This window comes from Streptomyces sp. NPDC048197 (assembly GCF_043202395.1).
Classification (GTDB): Bacteria; Actinomycetota; Actinomycetes; order Streptomycetales; family Streptomycetaceae; genus Streptomyces; species Streptomyces siderophoricus.
The window spans coordinates 57,262-73,487 of record NZ_JBIDAJ010000004.1; the positions used below are offsets into that span (position 1 = coordinate 57,262).

The 16,226-nt window shown below is 69.5% G+C and carries 15 protein-coding genes and 1 pseudogene; 9 read left to right on the forward strand and 7 right to left on the reverse strand.

The window, feature by feature from the left end; all coding sequences use genetic code 11:
• The first annotated feature begins 122 nt into the window (after positions 1-122).
• On the forward strand, positions 123-410 hold the full coding sequence (locus tag ACGF4C_RS07345; protein ID WP_393564025.1) for a TetR/AcrR family transcriptional regulator C-terminal domain-containing protein: 288 nt from the start codon (positions 123-125) through the stop codon (positions 408-410).
• A gap of 273 nt (positions 411-683) precedes the next feature.
• On the opposite strand, the gene ACGF4C_RS07350 is transcribed toward ACGF4C_RS07345, so the two are convergent.
• On the reverse strand, positions 684-1,424 hold the full coding sequence (locus tag ACGF4C_RS07350) for a DUF4232 domain-containing protein (RefSeq protein WP_393564027.1): 741 nt from the start codon (positions 1,422-1,424) through the stop codon (positions 684-686).
• A gap of 145 nt (positions 1,425-1,569) precedes the next feature.
• Between ACGF4C_RS07350 and ACGF4C_RS07355 the strand changes: the two genes are divergently transcribed.
• The gene (locus tag ACGF4C_RS07355) at positions 1,570-2,085 is read left to right on the forward strand and encodes a GNAT family N-acetyltransferase (protein WP_393564501.1); all 516 of its coding nucleotides are present in this window, start codon (positions 1,570-1,572) and stop codon (positions 2,083-2,085) included.
• Positions 2,086-2,122: 37 nt separating this feature from the next.
• Here the strand turns inward: ACGF4C_RS07355 and ACGF4C_RS07360 are convergent.
• The 3 genes and pseudogenes from ACGF4C_RS07360 to ACGF4C_RS07370 all read right to left on the reverse strand — a co-directional run.
• Positions 2,123-2,245 (reverse strand): annotated as a pseudogene (locus ACGF4C_RS07360) (IS5/IS1182 family transposase); the annotation flags it as partial.
• A 53-nt stretch (positions 2,246-2,298) separates the two neighbouring features.
• Positions 2,299-2,829 carry a GNAT family N-acetyltransferase gene (locus tag ACGF4C_RS07365; RefSeq protein WP_393564029.1) on the reverse strand — a complete coding sequence of 177 codons (531 nt, stop codon included), beginning with the start codon at positions 2,827-2,829 and terminating at the stop codon, positions 2,299-2,301.
• 159 nt (positions 2,830-2,988) lie between these two features.
• The gene (locus ACGF4C_RS07370; RefSeq protein WP_393564031.1) at positions 2,989-3,411 is read right to left on the reverse strand and encodes a MarR family winged helix-turn-helix transcriptional regulator; all 423 of its coding nucleotides are present in this window, start codon (positions 3,409-3,411) and stop codon (positions 2,989-2,991) included.
• Positions 3,412-3,593: 182 nt separating this feature from the next.
• Between ACGF4C_RS07370 and eno the strand changes: the two genes are divergently transcribed.
• The 6 genes from eno to ACGF4C_RS07400 all read left to right on the forward strand — a co-directional run bounded on the left by eno (position 3,594) and on the right by ACGF4C_RS07400 (position 10,710).
• Positions 3,594-4,871, forward strand: a complete 1,278-nt coding sequence (gene eno / locus ACGF4C_RS07375; RefSeq protein ID WP_393564033.1) for a phosphopyruvate hydratase — start codon at positions 3,594-3,596, stop codon at positions 4,869-4,871.
• Positions 4,872-4,991: 120 nt separating this feature from the next.
• Positions 4,992-5,717: a dienelactone hydrolase family protein gene (locus ACGF4C_RS07380; RefSeq protein WP_393564035.1), complete on the forward strand. Its 726-nt coding sequence runs from the start codon at positions 4,992-4,994 to the stop codon at positions 5,715-5,717.
• Between the two features lie 152 nt (positions 5,718-5,869).
• Complete coding sequence (locus tag ACGF4C_RS07385) at positions 5,870-6,574, forward strand: class I SAM-dependent methyltransferase (RefSeq protein WP_393564037.1); 705 nt, start codon at positions 5,870-5,872, stop codon at positions 6,572-6,574.
• A gap of 352 nt (positions 6,575-6,926) precedes the next feature.
• Entirely contained in the window at positions 6,927-8,090 is a 1,164-nt protein-coding gene (locus ACGF4C_RS07390) for an FAD-dependent oxidoreductase (RefSeq protein ID WP_393564039.1), read from the forward strand.
• Positions 8,091-8,722: 632 nt separating this feature from the next.
• The gene (locus ACGF4C_RS07395; RefSeq protein ID WP_393564502.1) at positions 8,723-9,154 is read left to right on the forward strand and encodes a hypothetical protein; all 432 of its coding nucleotides are present in this window, start codon (positions 8,723-8,725) and stop codon (positions 9,152-9,154) included.
• A 413-nt stretch (positions 9,155-9,567) separates the two neighbouring features.
• Positions 9,568-10,710: an LCP family protein gene (locus ACGF4C_RS07400; protein ID WP_393564041.1), complete on the forward strand. Its 1,143-nt coding sequence runs from the start codon at positions 9,568-9,570 to the stop codon at positions 10,708-10,710.
• A 682-nt stretch (positions 10,711-11,392) separates the two neighbouring features.
• Here ACGF4C_RS07400 and ACGF4C_RS07405 read toward each other — a convergent pair.
• On the reverse strand, positions 11,393-11,959 hold the full coding sequence (locus tag ACGF4C_RS07405; protein WP_393564043.1) for a TetR/AcrR family transcriptional regulator: 567 nt from the start codon (positions 11,957-11,959) through the stop codon (positions 11,393-11,395).
• 87 nt (positions 11,960-12,046) lie between these two features.
• On the opposite strand from ACGF4C_RS07405, the gene ACGF4C_RS07410 reads away from it, so the two are divergent.
• On the forward strand, positions 12,047-12,472 hold the full coding sequence (locus ACGF4C_RS07410) for a nuclear transport factor 2 family protein (RefSeq protein WP_393564045.1): 426 nt from the start codon (positions 12,047-12,049) through the stop codon (positions 12,470-12,472).
• A gap of 202 nt (positions 12,473-12,674) precedes the next feature.
• Here ACGF4C_RS07410 and ACGF4C_RS07415 read toward each other — a convergent pair whose 3' ends face one another.
• Both ACGF4C_RS07415 and ACGF4C_RS07420 read right to left on the reverse strand, forming a co-directional pair.
• The gene (locus ACGF4C_RS07415) at positions 12,675-13,826 is read right to left on the reverse strand and encodes an MFS transporter (RefSeq protein WP_393564503.1); all 1,152 of its coding nucleotides are present in this window, start codon (positions 13,824-13,826) and stop codon (positions 12,675-12,677) included.
• A 224-nt stretch (positions 13,827-14,050) separates the two neighbouring features.
• Positions 14,051-15,364, reverse strand: coding sequence for an NAD-binding protein (locus ACGF4C_RS07420; RefSeq protein ID WP_393564047.1), 1,314 nt, complete (start codon positions 15,362-15,364; stop codon positions 14,051-14,053).
• Between the last annotated feature and the right edge of the window lie 862 nt (positions 15,365-16,226).

A 16,226-nucleotide genomic window follows, 5' to 3' on the forward strand; every position in this document is an offset into this window, starting at 1 on the left:
CACGGTCATCGAGCGACTGCGCAACCACGCAGCGGACGACGACCTGCGGGCGGCGCTCGCGGACGCCGCCCAGCGGCTGCTGCGGATCTGCTGCAGCGAACGCGCCCGCTCGCTGCGCTGGATTGGCCTACGCCCAGGTGCGCGGGTTCCCCGACCGGGTCGAGGTCGTGCAGGAGCGCACCGCGCACCGCCCCCGCGCGGCACTCGCCGACCGGCTCGCCCGCCTCTCGCTCGCCGGACGCCTGCGCCCGTGCGACCCGGAACAGGCAGCCGAGCACTTCCTCGCCCTGCTCACCGGCCCGTTGGAGTCCCGCTCGGGACTGGGCACCCGCCGCGTCCCCATGGCCGAGCTGCGCGATCTGGCGGACGCGACCGTGGACACCTTCCTGCGGGCATGCGGCAACCAATGAGCGACCAGGGCCACCACCTCGCGGCGACGTCCGGTCAAAGAGCCCCGGGAGCGCGCTGAACTCTCCGCAGGCAAGACGTGTCTCGCCTCCCTCGGGGGTCCTCCTAGTGGTGTCGCGACAGCACTGCTTGGCCCATGACGATGCCCCCGGTTCCACTTCGGAACCGGGGGCATCGCTCGGCACATCGGTGACCGGATCCAACCCTGAGCGCAGAGGGATCGTCCCCCTCCGCTGCCCTGTCCGAACGTCCAGGCAGGGCAGCGTCGAGGGCGGTCAGCCGATGGGGTTGACGAAGGTGGCCGGGTGGGTGGCGCCGGTCTGGTCGACGAGCGGGCCCCACGGCCACTTCAGGGTCAGCGAGGTGGTCTCGTTCGGCGGGGTGACGACCGCGGAGGCGGGCGTCCAGGGGTGCTCCTCGTTCTTGCCGGCCATGCCGAGGTTGATCGTGAAGTCGGTGCTGTCTCCGGGCTTGAGGGTGATCGAGCCGTGCTTGGCCGAAGAACGGGCCAACGACCAAATCTGGCCACCGCTCCGGGACTTGAGGTCCACGCCCGCGAAGCCACCGATCACGCAGGTGCGACTGCCCTTGTTGGTCAGCACGATGCTGGTGGTCGTCGCGCCGCCCGCGTTCGGGTCCGGGGTCGCGTCCTCGCCCGTCGCGAAGACCGCCTTGAGGCCGGAGGTGTGGCAGCGCTGAACGCCCGAGCCCGCCGCACCGCCGCCGCCGGAGGCGTGCGCATTGCCTGACTGCTTGCCCGCCGCGGCACCCGCCTTGCCGTCGACCTTGGCGCCAGGGCCCGCCTGGGCTTCGGAACCCTGCGCTCCGGCGGAGGAGCCCGCGCCGCTGGACTCGGCGGCGGCCATGCCCGAGTCCGAGCGGCTCGCGGCCTTCGCGCCGTCGGCGTCCGAGCCGGAGCAGGCGGTCAGGGTGAGGCCGGCGGCCGCGGTCAGGGCCGCGGCGGCAATGCGCAGGGTGCGGCGGCGAGCGGTGCGGACAGTGGTGGTGGAGCTCATTTCGGGTCCCCCGGGCAGTCGGTGTCGTTGTTTCCTCGGTACGTCACCCACTCTGATCGGGGCCACTATCGCCAGGCTGCCGCTCCGCTAACGCCCGGCTAACACGGGCGTGAGGAGTGGGATGGCATTCACCGAGGGAAAGCTGATGCATATGAGACCTGCCATCAAAGGAACGCTGTCGCGCCTCGTTCCCACCTCCGAGGGCGACTTGGACCTGCTGGCGGGTTGGTTCGCCGATCCCGACTTCGTGGAGCACTGGGGCCGGGTTCCGGTATCGCGTGAGGAAGTGGCCGCCAAGTATGTGGGGCGCCGCCGGCCGCAGGTCGAGTCGTTCCTGGTGCTCGCCCAGGAAGTGCCCGTGGGCTATGCGCAGTACTGGTGCGCGGGCGCTGTGGAAGGCGGTCTCGACATGGTGCTGGTCTCCTGGGCGCGGGGCCGCGGTTGGGGACCGGATGCGGCTCATGCCCTCGTGAGCCACGTGTGCGGAACCCTCAGGTGGGAGCGGGTGACCGTCGATCCCGCCGCGACGAACGTCCGGGCTGTGCGCGCTTGGGAAAAGGCGGGCTTCCGCCGCGTGTCCAGTGACGGGGAGAGCCTTCTGCTGGAGTACCGCCCCACGGGCGATGCGGACTTCCCCGTCCCACCGCAAGCCCTTGGGTGACGGCGGAACAACCCGACACCAGAGGCCCTCATCTCAACGGGCGGCAAACCTGGGTCCCGGCGCCATCGATCCGCAATCGGATCCCCGATGCCTCGGCGTAGGCGTACACGTCCACCAGGGTCCGGAGTCGCACACCGGGGTGGTCGGGGTCTGCGAAGCCCGATCAGTGGCTCGTCCGGTGCGAACGTAGCCGGCCAGGCACCGGCCCGAGCATCAGGGCCTCAGCAGTCCGCCCACCCACCAGTCGTGCGGCTTGCCATCGTTGGCAATGCCGCGATTGCGCAGTGTCCCTTCGACGGTGAAGCCGAGTCTCTCGGCGACGGCACGTGAGCCGGTGTTCCCGGCCATGGCCCACCACTCGATGCGGTGGACGTCGAGGGTGGCCCAGCCCCAGTCGCACAGGGCCCGAGCGGCCTCCACCGAGTACCCGCGTCCGCGCTGTTCCTTGACCGCCCAGTAACCGAGCTCCCAGACACCGCGGCTGACGAGGGTCAGGCAGTACGAGCCGACCAGGGCGCCGGTGTCCTTGCGGAACGCGCCGAGGGTGTAGTCCCTGTCCTCGGCCCACTGAGCGGGCAGCTTCTCGCCCACAAGCTTCTCCGCGTCCGCACGCCGGAACGGCACCGGCACCGGGGTATAGAACTGGATGTCCTCGTCCTGGCAAGCTTCATACACCGCATCCACGTCGGCAGGTGTGAAGGCCCGCAGCACCAGACGGTCGGTCTCAAGAGTCACTGGATCCATCGCGGCAGTATGACCACCATCAGCAAGCGGCAACCAGCGAATATGCCGACCTGGCACTGCCCGTCACCACACCCCGGGCTGGTCAAGGGTCGTCGCAACACCCCAGATCAGCTGCCCCCGAGACGGAGCTACACCCACCGTCCATCGCGGACCGAGCCGTCAGTACGCCGCGAGCCGCTCCACCAGCCCGATCCCCCGCGCCAGCAACTCCCGCTCCTCCCCCGTCAATTCCGCCTCGATCGCCCGCGCGAGCCAATCCGCCCTGCGCCCCCGCTCCTCCTCCAGCAGTGCCTGCCCCGCAGGCGAGAGCTCGACCAGGCTCTTGCGGCCGTCGGTCGGATGCGCCCGGCGTGTGATCAGTCCCTGCTCCATGAGCAGTCCCACGGCTCGGGCCATGGACTGCGGGCGTACCCGCTGATCGGCCGCCAGTTCGCTGGTCGTCATCGCGCCGCTGCGGTCCAGCGCACCGAGCACGGCCACCTGACCGTGCGGCATCTGGTCCTCGAGCTTCACGCGCCGGGTGAGCTTTCCCATCGCGGTGCGCAGTTCGGCCGCGACGGCGGCGGATTCCGGAATGGGCATACCGAATTTTAACGCAGCACTGCTGCACAGCCGTACTGCGCAGCAGGCCTGAACAGCAGAACTGCACAGCCAAACTAAACAGCACAACTGCACAGCACTGCTGTAGAGTCTTCTGCGCCGGGTCCAGCGCCACCGTCGCCGCAGCCGAACCCGGCACGCATGCGACAACGGGAAGGACTCCCATGACCGCCATCACCTCCGTCACCGGCCGCCGCGTCCTCGACAGCAGGGGCAACCCCACCGTCGAAGTGGACGTGGAACTGGCGGACGGATCCCTCGGCCGGGCCGCAGTACCCTCCGGCGCTTCGACCGGCGCCCGCGAGGCCGTCGAACTCCGCGACGGCGACCCGGCCCGCTGGCACGGCAAGGGCGTCGACCAAGCGGTACGCCACGTCAACACGGAGCTCGCAGCCGCCGTCACCGGTCGCGAGGCCGAGGACCAGGCCGGCCTCGACGCCGTCCTCGTCGCCACGGACGGCACCCCCGCCAAGTCCAGGCTCGGCGCCAACGCGATCCTCGGGGTCTCGCTGGCCACCGCCAAGGCCGCGGCCGCGGCCCACCGCCTGCCGCTCTACCGCTACCTCGGCGGCTCCGACGCCCGGCTGCTGCCCGTACCGATGATGAACATCGTCAACGGGGGTGCGCACGCCGACAATCCCCTGGACTTCCAGGAGTTCATGATCGCCCCGATCGGCGCGGAGACCTTCGCCGAGGCCGTGCGGATGGGATCAGAGATCTTCCACACCCTGCGCCGGGACCTCCTCGCCGCCGGGCACTCCACGGGCGTGGGCGACGAGGGCGGCTTCGCACCCGCCCTGCGCACCGCCGAAGAGGCCCTCGACTTCGTGGTGACCGCGGTCGAGCGCACGGGTTACCGGCCGGGCACGGACATCGGCCTGGTGATGGACCCGGCGTCGTCCGAGTTCTTCCGCGAAGGCGTCTACGACTACACCGGCGAAGGAGTACGGCGCACCCCCGCCGAACACGCCGACTACCTGGTCAAGTTGATCGACGCCTACCCCATCGTGTCGATCGAGGACCCGATGGCCGAGGACGACCTGACGGGGTGGCGGGACCTGACCGCACGGGTCGGTGCGCGCTGCCAGCTCACCGGTGACGACGTGTTCTGCACGAACGAGACCCTTCTGCGCGAGGGCATCGACTCCGGCGTCGCCAACTCGGTCCTGGTGAAGGTCAATCAGATCGGCACCCTGACGGAGTCCCTGGCCACCGTCAACGCCGCCCACCGGGCGGGCTACACCGTCGTCATGTCGCACCGCTCGGGAGAGACGGAGGACACGACGATCGCGGACCTGGCGGTGGCCACGGGCTGCGGCCAGATCAAGACCGGCTCACTGTCCCGCTCCGACCGCACCGCCAAGTACAACCAACTCATCCGCATCGAGGAGCAGTTGGGCGGCAGCGCCCAGTACGCAGGCGCGGAAGCCTTGCGCCGCTAGCTCCTGCCCCATTGGTCAACGCCGCGCCCAGGTGAGGATGGGGGGGCGAGGCATACCGCGCTGTTCCGCCGGCGGTGAACACCGGCCCGGCCGGGCTCGACGATCATTACAGTCCGTCTCATGACGACGATTACCACGCGCACGGTCGAGTACCCGGCCGACGGCTTGACGATGATCGGGCACCTCGCTCTCCCGGCGGGCACCGACCGGCGGCCCGCGGTCCTGGTCGGGCCCGAGGGGCCGGGCCTGAATGACGTCCAGCGCCGTCGGGCCGACGCCCTGGCCGAGCTGGGCTACGTGGCGCTGGCCTTCGACATCAACGGCGGGCGCTGGTTCTCCGACCCGGAGGAGATGCTGGCGCACACGACCCCGCTGCTCGCCGACCCCGACCGGATGCGGGGCATCGGACACGCGGCGCTCGACGTGTTGCGCGCCGAACCGCGGACCGACCCCGACCGGATCGCCGCCATCGGCTACGGCACCGGGGGCGCAATCGCGCTGGAACTCGGGCGCGACGGCGTCGACCTGCACGCGATCGCGACAGTCAACGCACTCCTCACGGGCCGACCGGGCGAGGCGGCGCGCATTCGCTGCCCGGTGTGGGCCGGAGTCGGCTCGGAAGACCCGATCATGCCGCCCGCGCAACGGGACGCGTTCACCGCCGAGATGCAGGCCGCGGGCGTTGACTGGCGCCTCGTGGTCTACGGCGGAGCCCTGCACGCCTTCCACCACCCGCCGGTCGACCACACCGTGCGCCCCGGCGTCGGCTACCACCCGCAGCACGCGCAGCGAGCCTGGCGCGACGTCGTCGACCTGCTTGCCGAGTGCTTGCCCGTAAGCCCGTAAGCCCTTAACGGAGTGATCCGGTCGGCAACGACGATGCCGGGCCGGCCGCCGGCTGACCAGTGTTTACCGGTCACTACGGCAGGTGTCTGGCGGAACCCGTCCCACCCACCTCTACCCGCCCCAACGCCCTTGCAAAGTCCTATGGTTGGCTGATGCGCGCACCCCATATTCAACGCCCAATTGACCAACCAACTGACCGCCCCATCGACCGCCCGGCCGATCTCGACGTGGTACGTGAGTCCTATGACCGCGTGGCCGACAACTACGCCCACATGGTGGTGTCGACTGGAGTCGGCGACATCCGTCGCCATCCATGGCTCAAGGCATCGATCGATGCCTTCGCTGACACCGTGAGCGATCTCGGGCCTGTCCTCGACGTCGGCTGCGGCCCCGGCACGGTGACCGCCTACCTTGCCGAGCGCGGACTCGACGTGTCCGGGGTTGATCTCTCTCCCCGCATGATCGAGAACGCGCGCCGTCTGCATCCGCAGTGCCGCTTCAGCGTCGCCTCTGCCACCGACCTCGACCTGGGTGAAGCGTCCCTTGGCGGCGTGCTCGGGTGGTGGTCGCTCTTCAACCTCCCCCGTGACGTCCTTCCTCAGGTTCTCGGCATGTTCGCGCGGGCGTTGAAGCCAGGCGGACACTTCATCACCGCAACACACGTCGGCGACGAGGACTTGGTGCGCACCGAGGCCTACGGAGGGGTACCCGTTCGTTGGACGACACACAAATGGCGGCCGGAACAACTCGTGGACCTGATCGAGCAGGCGGGACTGCGTCCGGTCGCCGAACTTCGGCTCCCTGCGGATGAGCACACCGGGCCTGGTGTGGTCGTCATGGCCAAGCAGCCCGACTGAGGTTCAGGCGCCGGAAGCGGAACGGTTGGTCGCGTACCGGGCAAGGCTCCTCCGGACGACCGGGCCGGGGCGGGGGCCGGTGTCGGGGCCGGTGTCGGTGTCGGGTCCGGGGCCGGGTCCGGGGCGGGTGTCGGTTGGTTGTCGGCGGATCTCGGCGGATGTCGGCGATGGCCGGCGGTGGTCGGTGGTCTGTCGGTGATGTGTCGTTGGCTGCCGGGACATTGGAGCTGGTTGGCGCCGGGCAGCAACGGCGCCGGCCACCGGCATCGCATCGTCCCGACTCTCTGGAACGACGCTCCGGCATGACCTGCCGGGTGTCCGCCCAGCGGTCCACGGTCAGCAAGGAAGCCCCATGACCACTGACATCACCATCATCGGCGCCGGGCTCGGCGGCCTCACGCTCGCCCGCGTCCTGCACGTCCACGGAATACCGGCCACGGTCTACGAGGCGGAGCCCTCGCCAACTGCGCGTTCGCAGGGCGGGATGCTCGACATCCACGACTACAACGGCCAACTGGCCCTCGAAGCAGCCCACTTGATGGACGAGTTCCGCGGCCTCATCCTGGAGGGCCGCCAGGCAATGCGGGTCCTCGACCCGGACGGGACCGTCCTGTTCGACAAAGCCGACGACGGCACGGGTGGACGCCCCGAGGTGCAGCGCGGCGAACTGCGACAGATCCTGCTCGACTCGCTCCCGGCCGGCAGCGTCCGGTGGGGCCACAAGGTCAGCGGCACCCGCAGCCTCGGCGAAGGTCGCCACGAGGTGAGGTTCGCCGACGGCAGCACCGTCGTCACCGGCCTGCTGATCGGCGCGGACGGCGCATGGTCACGGGTCCGGCCACTGCTCTCCACCGCCACACCCGAGTACACCGGCAAGTCGGTCGTCGAGACCTACCTGTTCAACGCCGAGACCCGGCACCCAGCCTGCGCAAAAGCGGTCGGCGGCGGCTCGATGATCGTGCCCACGCCGGGCAGGGAAATCTTCGCTCACCGGGAGAAGGACGACACTCTGCACGTCTACGTGGGACTCACCGAGCCGCAGGACTGGTTCGCCGCCATCGATTTCACCGATGCCGCCGTGGCCACCGCGCGGATCGCGCAGGAGTTCAACGGCTGGGCGCCGGAGCTCACCGCCCTGATCACCGACGCCGACATCGCGCCGGTCCTGCGCCCCCTCTACGCTCTGCCGACCGGGCACCGGTGGGGCCGGGTGCCGGGAGTGACCCTGCTCGGCGACGCCGCCCACCTCTCGGCCCCGAACGGCGAAGGCGCCAACCTGGCCATGCTCGACGGCGCCGAACTCGGCAAAGCCATCGTCGCGCACCCCGACGACATCGAGACCGCGCTCGCCGAATACGAGCAGGCCATGTTCCCCCGCAGCGCCGAGGCCGCCACCTTTGAAGGCGTCGAGGCCCACGGGCCCGACGCCGACAACAGCACGGCCCACTCAGCCCGTACCACCCACACCGTCCACGACCTGATCGCCGCGTTCACCCGGCACGAGCAGTCCCACTAGGGCATTCGCCCAGGCCCGCGAGAGTCGAGTCGGGCGTCTTGCTGTGAGATTCGGGCGTGCCGAAGAGCGATGACTATGAGAGAACCAGTACTCGACTGACCGTCTGGGGCTGCCTTGCCGGGTTGGCCGTGGTCTTGGCCATTCCGGTGTTCGTACTGCTGACCGTCCTCTTCTTTGGGATGCCAACCCCGTAGGTCTGTCGATTGCCGACGTAGTACGGAGCAGGGCCAGGCCTGGGAGCCGTCGAGGCCCGCGCAGCGGGGGCAGCCGCAGCCAGGTGTGACACTTTCGACCGGCGCGCCGCAGTGGGTGGTGCCGATGGTTATCGGCCGCGCGGTGCCTTGGCGGTTGCGGTCCCCCCTCCGCCCCCGCTTCAAGTTGCCGCGCGTGGCACGGGTAGTCCCGGGCTGGCTGCCCGCGCCATGGGTGCGCCGATGGTGAAGTGGCGGTCCGCGGACATCGATGTGAAATAGCGGTGAAGGGAGTTTCGGAATCGCCCAATGGGAAATGCGCGGACCGTGACTTACCCCAATGACGGTATACCGCAAAATCACCCATACGACTCCAGGCCAAACCCTCCGCACTCCCGTGGATCAAACTCGCTGGATGGCGGCGATACGGCTCCGCTGCCGATTTCCGGGGCGCCCGCCCCGCACCCCAACAATTCACCCTCACCGTACGACCCCGCCCCGGCTGCGCCGTACGCCCCCGCCCCCGCTGCCCCATACCACTCCGTTCCGAACACAGCATCCAACACCAGGAGGAGTTGGCAAGGAAACCGGCGGGGTGTCGGAGCGGATCGACTCGCCTTGATCATTCACAGTCTCGCGGATGTCGCCGCGGGATTTCTCGGGCTGTGGATCCTGCTGTATCTGCTTGACGCGAATCAGGCGAATGTCTTCGTCGGATTCGTGCACGGTGTGGCCGACTGGCTCGCCGGCTGGTCGCAGGACATCTTCGTCATGGAGACGGAAGGGCTGCGTGTCTTCTTCAACTACGCCCTTCCCTCGCTGATTTACCTCGCGGTCGGCCATGGCGCAGCCGCCTGGCTGCGACGCCTCTGACCGTACTTGCGCCGAGCTCAGGGGCCGCGGACGACCGTGCCCCCTGAGCGTCGAGGCGCTGCCCCGCCAGGCCGGCGCCCCCTCTCCCTCCACGTGTCCCCACGGGGTGAATTTCCCGGAAATCGCGATACGTTTTCCGGCTGCCAAGCAATGCCGCATACTCGTTCTGTAGTTGCGCAGTGAACGTATTGAGCGGGCCCAGTGATGCACTGAGCCGAGGAGCGGCGGCACCGGGTGCGACTTGCCCGAATTCTCGTAATCGGCCATGACTGCCTGTTCGGTCACTCCCTTGTGTATTTGGCAGGACATTGCAGCCGGTCCCCTCGGTCGCTGTGCATCAGGTCGGAAACAGTCTTCCCTGAGTCGCTTCCTGAGTTGTGTTCGAAGCAACGGGCGAATGCACACTGCTGAGCATGCATCAGAGGCCCCCTGGCAGGTATGCCGACTTCCAAGAACCATATGAGCCCGCACATGCGGCACGCCCCCCGAATTCCGCCCCTTTCATACCCACCCAGCGGCCCGCGGTACCGCCCCGTTCCGAAGACCGCGGCCCGTATGACTTCGAGCCGGCCCCACGTCGACGCGGCAAGGGCAAGCGGATTCTGATATCCGTCCTCGTCATCCTGCTCATGGTGGCGGCCGGCACGTATTTCTGGGCGGACTCCAAGCTGCGCAAGGAGGTCGATCTCAGCAAGGTCATCGACCGACCGGCCGCGGGCGAGGGCACCAACTACCTGATCGTCGGCTCGGACAGCCGCAAGGGCATGTCGGCGGCCCGGCGCAAGAGCCTGCACACCGGTGGCAGCGCGGAGGCGGGCCAGCGGACCGACTCGATGATGATCCTGCACGTCGGTTCCAACGGCCCGACGCTGATCTCCCTGCCGCGTGACTCGAACGTCACGATCCCGGAGTTCCGCGGTTCCGAGTCCGGCCGGATCAGGCCCGCGATGGGCGCGAACAAGCTCAATGCCTCCTACGCCTTCGACGGCCCGCAACTGCTGGTCCGCACGGTCGAGTACAACACCGGGCTGCACATCGACCACTACGCCGAGATCGGCTTCACCGGTTTCGCCGACATCGTCGACGCCATGGGCGGCGTCGAGATGGACCTCGACAAGGGCTTCACGGACAAGTGGTCCGGCGCCGACTTCAAGGCCGGCAAGCAGACCCTCAACGGCACCCAGGCGCTCGCATACGTCCGTACCAGGCATGCCTTCGCCGGCAGCGATCTGGACCGCACCAAGAACCAGCAGAAGTTCCTCTCCTCGCTCGCGAGCCAGGTGGCCACGCCCGGTACCCTCCTCGACCCGTTCACGCTCTACCCGGTCATGAGCGCGGGCCTGGACACCCTCGTCGTCGACAAGGACATGAACCCCTACCTGCTCGCCAAGATGTTCTTCGCCATGAAGGACGTCAACAGCGGCGAGGGCAAGTCCCTGAACATGCCGGTCTCCGGCAGCGTCGGCGGCAACCTCCAGTGGGACAGGCCGAAGGTCAAGCAGCTCGTGGACGAGCTGACGAACGACGCCCCGGTCACCGTCACCAGCGACCGCTGACCGACACCGATCCGGCCGCGAGCGGTCCGTGCGAGGTATTCGTACGGACCGCTCTTCGTCCGGACCGTTCTTCGTGCGGACTGCTCCTCGGGCGTCGGAGCACCGGGGTTCGGAGTGCGCGGTCGGAGTGGCCGAGCGGAATGGGGAGGAGGTCGGACGCGGGCGGGCCGCCGGGGGGAGGGCAGCGCCGCCCGCGCCATAGGGGCGGATCCGCTGGCACGGGGGGAACCGTCGGATCCGCGTACGCCGATGACCAATCGGCTACTCCTTCTGCGTCACCGGTTGATCAGTTGTCACACCCGCACCGCAGGCAGGGCTGAAAGGACGCATATGGCCGCGTATATCGGACGTATGGCCAGGTCGGGTAACGCGGGAGCATCCTGTGGCGCAGAACTGCATACGGGCGCGTGATCGCGCGCGTATGTGATCACGGCCAGGGTGACTCCTGTGGGGGGTGGCCACCCTGGCCGTGATCGCGCTGGTGGAAGATCCGACGCCGGGCCGATCCACCAGCGCTGCGGAGCGATCCGGGTCCTCCGTCCCTTTTCACAGCGGCATGCACCCGGCCTGGTCTGCTTGATGCTCGACGCCGCCACGCCCAGGCACTCCCCGCCGCGCGAGAGAGACTGGGCATTCACCCATTCACCCATTCACCCGTTCACCCATTCCCCCGTCCCTCCGTTCACCCCGGTGGTTCCGCGAGGGCCTTGATGGCCGGGCGGAGCAAGGCGGCGATCTGATCGGCAGTGGCCCCACGAAGAGGGGCCAGGCTGAGAAGTTGATGGCCGATGGTGACGCCCAGCAAGGTGGTGACGACCAGAGCGGCCCGTAGCTCTGGGTCCTCGGCTGCGGGCATCGCAGCGCCGATGCCGTTGATCTGCCGGCCGAGGGCCGAGCGGACGTGCTCGGCTGCAGCCGGGTCGGTGAGCATGGACCGCATCATTGCCAACGTGCCCTCGGGGAGCCCGCCGAGCTTGAGGCCGAGCGTGGCCAGCAGTTGATCGACGAGCGCGTCGGCATCAGGGCTCGTCGGCGGCGCGGGGAGCGCCTGCACGGCTTCCGTGAACAGCTCGCGCTTTGAGCCGAAGTACCGCATGACCAGAGCCGGGTCGACGCTCGCCGCGGCCGCCACAGCGCGAATGGTGGTGCGGTCGAATCCCTTCTCGGCGAACAACTCCCTTGCGCTGTCGAGGATGCGCGCCTCGGTTGCCTGGCGACGCTCGGCGCGGGAGTGGTGGGGAGTGGTCACCCCATTCACTCTACAGCCGTTGACCGAACTTCCGATCGCCCCCTACGGTGAGTGGGTCAACAGCTGTTGAACGAATGGAGTGACCCTGTGTCGGACCTGGAGACATCCGCCGTGCGCACCCCTCGCGAGGTGCTGGCCTGCTATTACCAGGCCATCCTCGACAAGTCCGCAGACGATCTCGCCGATCTCTATGCCGTGGACGCCGTGCATGAGTTCCCGTTCACCTCGCCCGGCTTTCCGCCGCGCTACGAGGGGCGCGAGGCCGTGCGTGCGGGATACCGGGCGGCCTGGGACGCCAGCCCCGCCCAGGTGGAGGAGATCAGGAAGACGGCGGTCTACGAGACCGCCGACCCGGAAGTGGTCATCGCCGAGCATGTCGTCGTGGGAACACTGCCGACCGGACACGCCGCCTTCACCGTCCCCGGCCTCCTGATACTCCACGTCCACCGCGGACTGATCACGCGGGTACGGGACTACATGGACGGTTGGGGGGTCGCCAGCGCCAGAGGATGAACGCCGGGCACCGGCGCGGGGCATGCGCCGCCACTTGGGACCGGGAGGTGGGTCGGGATCGTGGTGACAGGGGTGCGCGTGCGACCGGAAGACGGTGAGGTTACGGTGAGGTCCTCGTCGGACAGCCGCTGTACGGAAGACTGGCGGTTGTTGAAGTTCCGCACCGCCAAGGCGGCCTGACGGACGAGAAGCCCCGTACGGCTCACTCGCCGGTGTGGCTGCCGCGTGGGCGGCGGTGGGTGGTAAGCACGATGACTGGGCCCGTCGCCAGGAGAACGGCAAGGACCGCGTAGCCGTGGGCGAGGGTGGTCAAGGTGGCGGCGCCGGCGACGAGCAAGGGGCCGCCCGCATCGCCGAGTTCGCGCCCGAGTTCGGCGGCGCCCATGGTCTGGCCGAGCCGCGCCTGAGGGGTGGAGGCTGCCAGGGCGGCGAAGCCGAGCGGTGTGATCGGCCCCGTGCCGATACCGATCAATACGGCGGCGAGCAGGACACCGGTCAGTCCTGGCAGCACGGCGCAGGCCACACCGGCGGCCGTGGTCAGCAGGCCGACGCCGATGCCGGCGGGCGCGGTGAGGAGCCCGGCGTCCAGGGCTCGCCCGGCGCGTGGCTGGACGATCGCGGCGCAGGCGGCGAGGACCGAGACGGCGGCCCCGGTCGCCACCGTGCCCAGCCCCGCCGCCCGTCCGGAGACCGGCAGGAAGCCCACGCCGACCGACAGCGCGGCGCTCGCACCGGCGAGAGCTGCGGTGGGGCGCCAGAAGGCCGGTTCGGCCAGCCGCCGGGCCACATCCACCACCGTCTGCCGGGCCCGCGGCAACGGTCGTACGTACGGCACGGCGAGCGCACACCAGACCGCGACAGCCGCGCCGAACACTGCGAGCACGGCGAAGAGCAGGCGCAGCCCGCCGACCCACATCAGGACGCCGCCGAGCAGCGGGCCCAAGGTGTAGCCGATGCTCTTGTAAAAGCCGTAGCTGCCGAACGCCCGACCGTGCCTGGCCGCCGGATTCAGGCGGGCGACCAGCGCGGCGGCCGAAGGCGAGAAGGCGGAGGCGGCCGCGCCCTGGCCGAGGCGGGCTGCCCACAGCCAGCCCGGGCTGTCCGCGAGCACGTACAGGGCCGACGCCGCGGCGAAGGCGGTCAGTCCCCCGACCAGCACCGGGCGGGCGCCGATCCGGTCCGCCAGGGTGCCGAACAGCGGCTTGAGCAGTACCTCCGCCCCGTCGTAGAGGGCCAGGAGTCCGCCAAGGACCATGACCGAGGTCACCGCGTCCGGCGAGAGACCGCCGAGGTTGGCTGCGATGCCGTGGGCACCGAACGCGGTGGTGAATCCGGCAGCGTACAGCGGCCACATCTGCCGCCGCGGTGCGGACTCTGTGATCGGCGCCGTCACCGGTCCTCCTCCGGGGCCTCAGGAATGCCGGTCAGCGGACCCTGCCTTCGCTGCCCACACTATGGATGCTCGTCCGAACCGTGGCACATACCGACCGACCTCTACCGGCCCCGGGGCGGGCGCGCCCTGGGAGTTTCTTGTGAGCGGTGCACCGGGATGGTGGTTCGCGAGGCGGATCCCACCGCTCAGGCACCGTCCGGCGGGTGATCGCACCGGAGCGCATGTGGCCACGGTGTGAAGCTTCCGCTGCCGTGTTCCACCCACAGCCGTCTGCCGTGGGCGATCACTCCGCGTGGCCGTAGCCCGGTCAGGCTCGCGGTCGTGTACGCGGCGCTCAGACTGCCCAGGTCGTGGACGGTGCCGATCCTGAACAGGGACTGGGTCTCGGCGATGGCCTCGTGGTCACCTGCCCGGATGACCACGCGCAGATCGGGCGCGACCGCCCGGGCGGCGACGGCGACCGCGATATTGTCCAGGTCGTCGGAGGCGACGGCGGCCATGGCCTGAGCGGTGTGGAGGCTGAGCTTGCGCAGCACGAACCTGTCGGTGGCCTCGGCGATGACGACGGGAACGCCAAGGGCCTTGGCCAGCCGGAGGTTGGGGGCCGCCGGGTCGCGTTCGACCGCGATCACACCGATGCCGAGGTCCTGCAGCCGGGTGCACAGCCGCAGCCCCACCTGCCCGAGCCCGACGACCACCACGTGGCCCGCACGGGGAAGCGCCCGCGGGCCCACCATGCCGATCGAGCGGGGACCCAGGAGGCGGTCGACCATGCCGGCGGTGAAGACCGCCGTGAAGACGATGGTGATGAGCATCGCGAGTGCGGCGAACAGCAGGTAGGCGCTCGACCCGTGCGCGGACGCGGGGCCGACGGCGGAGACGGTGCGTACTGCCTCGAAAAAGGCTTCCACCGGTGGACGGTGGTTGAGGGTCACGGCCCAGCTCCAGTCCGCGAGCAGCACGGCGAGAAGTCCGGTGAGACCGGTCAGCATGATGCGGGAGCTGCCGTCGTGGGGCCGTAGCTGCCCTCTGAGCTTCCCCAGCCAGGCCCGGTACCTCAGGGAACGCGGTGGCCGGTACGTCTCGAGGCGCACGCCGTCGCTTTCCCAACGGGCGCCGATGTGGCCCGAGGGCGTGCGGTTGAGGGCCAGTAGGTCGGGTTGGAGGCAGGCGGCCAGCAGGGCCGGCGCGGCGACCTCGGCCGGCGAGGTGACCTGGCAGTTCGGAACCACGCGCACGAGTTGCTCGGCGACCGTCCGGTCGAAGACGGTCACCACCAGCAGGACGCCTGGGCAGATGTGCTCGACCGCGAGCGCATAACGCAGGGACTCGACGTCGTCATCGAACAGGATCGCGACCCCCGCGACCTCGATTCCCGTCGTCTCCTGGTCCAGCGCCCGGCGCAGATCCTCGTCCGTGGGCTGTGCCAGATGGCGCACCGTATGCCCGGCCGACTGCAGGAAGCCGCAGACCCTGCGCGCCTCATCGCTGCCGATCACGACGAAGTGCCGGGGCTGTGACCGGTCTTGGGGTCGTGGACGTCGTGCGGAATGCGGCAATGTGTCCGGCTCCTCGGTGCAGACGCCGTCGAGAGCTTGCTCAGAGAGCGAAGGCACAGTCATCGGATCGATAGGGGTCGCAGTCGAGGCAGCGGGGAGCCTGGCAGCCTTGGCAGCTGGTGAGCAACTGGCCGCAGTGGCACCGGAGTTGACTCGGATCGGCGGACCGGCCGCGCACGGCCGGTCCGGAGTGGATGATGCCGGTGGGCGGCGGGCCGGGCTGCCTACCGTCAGCGTTCACGGGTCTACTCCCCTCGGATGGTGGCGCGGCACGCCTGGCCGGGGTCCCGGCCAGGTATGCCGGGGGCCACCCGGCGCTGAATCTCGCGTATGCCGAAGGTAGGAGCGGCGCGTCCTGCGCACCATGGACAGACGCCACGCTCTCAGCGCCTGTGATTCAGACACGTGCTCAAACGCCTCGCCGCCCCGGCCTGCGGCCCGAGGCCGCGGCCGCTGTACGCCGTCCGCCGTCTTGACCGGCCGCCACCCGGGATCCTTTTCCCACTACGCGTCTGCGGCGATCTGCATCCAGCCGTGCTCCTCGCCGAACACGGCACCGCTGGCCTCGTCCAGGGCGCGGAAGCCGTCAGTCATCGCAGCGCAGCCAACCGCTCATCGACCGGCTCGCTCAGAAGGCCCTTCGGTATGGATTTCAGCCTCGCCATGGCGTCGACCATGACAGGACCCACTGACAAGCGACCGCGGCCCCGGACAGGTGCCCAGCACCAGCACGAGCACCGGCACACGGTCCACCGTCCACGGTCAACAGTTGGGACAACCGCCCTCCTGGCATGCCGTCAGC